Genomic DNA, 2,050 nt, shown 5'->3' on the forward strand with positions numbered 1-2,050 from the left:
CCCCGTGGACCCTGGCCCAGCGCCGCCAGCTCAACCCCGGCAGCCAGGGCGGCCCGGCCTACCACCTGCAGCTGGTGCCCAACGATCCTGCCCTGCTCACCTGGCAGGCCGGTGACATTGCCCTGATCACCCCGCAGCACGCACCGGCACGCGTGGCCCAGTGGCTGGCCATCTTCGGCCTGGACGGTGCACAGCGCCTGGCCGATGGCCGCACCCTGGCCGAGCAACTGGCCACGGTGGAGCTGCCGCCGGCCCTGCCCGCCGGCAACGCGGTGGACTGGGCACTGACCCTACCGGCGCTCAAAGCCCGCGAGTACTCCATTGCCTCCATGCCCAGCGACGGCCACCTGGCCCTGCTGCTGCGCCGCCTTACCGGCCCGGACGGCAACCCCGGCCTGGGCAGCGGCTGGCTGTGCGACACCCTGCAGCCGCAGCAGAGCACCCAGCTGCGCATCCGCTCCAACCCCAGCTTCCACCCGCCGGGCAACGACACCCCGCTGGTGCTGATCGGCAACGGCACCGGCATTGCCGGCCTGCGCAGCCAGCTGCGCGCCCGCATCGATGCCGGCGCCACCCGCAACTGGCTGCTGTTCGGCGAGCGCAGCCGCGCATGCGATTACCACTTCGGTGACGAACTGGACGCCTGGCATGCCGGCGGCCTGCTGCCGAAACTGGACACCACCTTCAGCCGCGATGGCGGCCAGCACCGCCACGTGCAGCACGCCCTCGCCGCCCAGGCCGATGAACTCAAGGCCTGGCTGGACGACGGCGCCGTGGTCATGGTCTGCGGCTCGCTCAAGGGCATGGCCCCGGACGTGGACGCGGTGATCGTGCAACTACTCGGCCAGCAAGGCCGCGATGCGCTGCTGGCCGATGGCCGCTACCGCCGCGACGTGTACTGACAGCGCCCCGCCGGGCCTGCGACCCGCTGCGCGGCGGGATGACCAACCCACACAACGCTTGATCAACAACGCCCGCCTTGCGCGGGCGTTGTTGTTTCCGGCCATCTGGCCGCCGTTACATCGCAGTTTGCGGGGTGTAATCCACCCACACCGCTGATGTGCGGTCCAACACCCAAGCTTGATCGCCGCCTGGTGCACCTGCCTGTGCCGCAGGCCATTGATTCTCTTGATTCGACGCCTGTTCACTTTTTGCACGTCTTCCGCCACACTCGGCAAATAGGCCGCAATTAGGCGGTCGAATAGGTGTTAGCCATCACGGGAGAGGGCAATGCAGTCCGAGGATCTAAAAGCAGCCTTCGAGTCTGTTGGTGAGCGTTGGGTTGATACGGTTTGCCCAGTCTTCGTCGACTCCAACAAATCCTTCGTAACAGCAGCGGGCCTCGGCACATCATTTATTGCATCAGTTCGTGACGATCTATTTCTTATTACCGCTCATCATGTCATTGAGGACTCAAAGAAGTATTCCGTACGGGTGATCAACCTGCAGGGGAAAGCCTATGACACAGGCGGTCTTGAATTTTTCGGAGACTCCAAGAACGACATCGTCTATAGCCCGCTACAAAAGGCTGAACTGAACAAGCTAGGCCTGCTCGGTGTGAAGCACTATCCGCTTGCTCGTGGCTGGCATGGATGGATGCCAACGGAAACATTTTCGCTGCTGGGATACCCGGGAACCAAGAACGAATTAAAGCTTAGATTCGGCAAAACCGACCGACACTGCTTCAATCTTCTTGCAACCACACTAAAAAATGGTCAGTGCGACACTGAAGTCGAGGACCCTATTCTTCTTGGTTATTCACCAAAGAAGGCTGTAGATATTAAAGGGACTAAGATTAATCCCCCGGACTTGTTTGGAATGAGTGGGGGGCCATGCTTTCAGATCATGGTTAAGGAGACTGATCAAGGCTTGAGCATTGCGCCGCGCTTGGTAGGCGTCTCTGTCGAGTGGCACCAAGATCGCAACATTGTCGTAGTCTCGCCAATCAAGCACATCTTTGATAGTGATGGCTAACAATTCATGTATGGACTCCCCCGTCAAATCCTGGCGGCACGATGTTGTGAAGCTTTAGCTTCACGGCATGTGATTC

The 2,050-nt window shown here is 61.1% G+C and carries 1 protein-coding gene and 1 pseudogene; both read left to right on the plus strand.

The window, feature by feature from the left end; all coding sequences use genetic code 11:
* Positions 1-902, plus strand: a pseudogene (locus ABB30_RS14685) (sulfite reductase flavoprotein subunit alpha); the annotation flags it as partial.
* A gap of 328 nt (positions 903-1,230) precedes the next feature.
* Complete coding sequence (locus ABB30_RS16345) at positions 1,231-1,974, plus strand: hypothetical protein (protein ID WP_152980771.1); 744 nt, start codon at positions 1,231-1,233, stop codon at positions 1,972-1,974.
* Positions 1,975-2,050 lie beyond the last annotated feature (76 nt).

The organism is Stenotrophomonas ginsengisoli (assembly GCF_001431485.1).
Lineage (GTDB): Bacteria > Pseudomonadota > Gammaproteobacteria > Xanthomonadales > Xanthomonadaceae > Stenotrophomonas > Stenotrophomonas ginsengisoli.

Bases quoted from the DNA above. Each gene is read 5' to 3' on its own strand.
- ABB30_RS16345 (WP_152980771.1), top strand. From the start codon at position 1,231: ATGCAGTCCGAGGATCTAAAAGCAGCCTTCGAGTCTGTTGGTGAGCGT.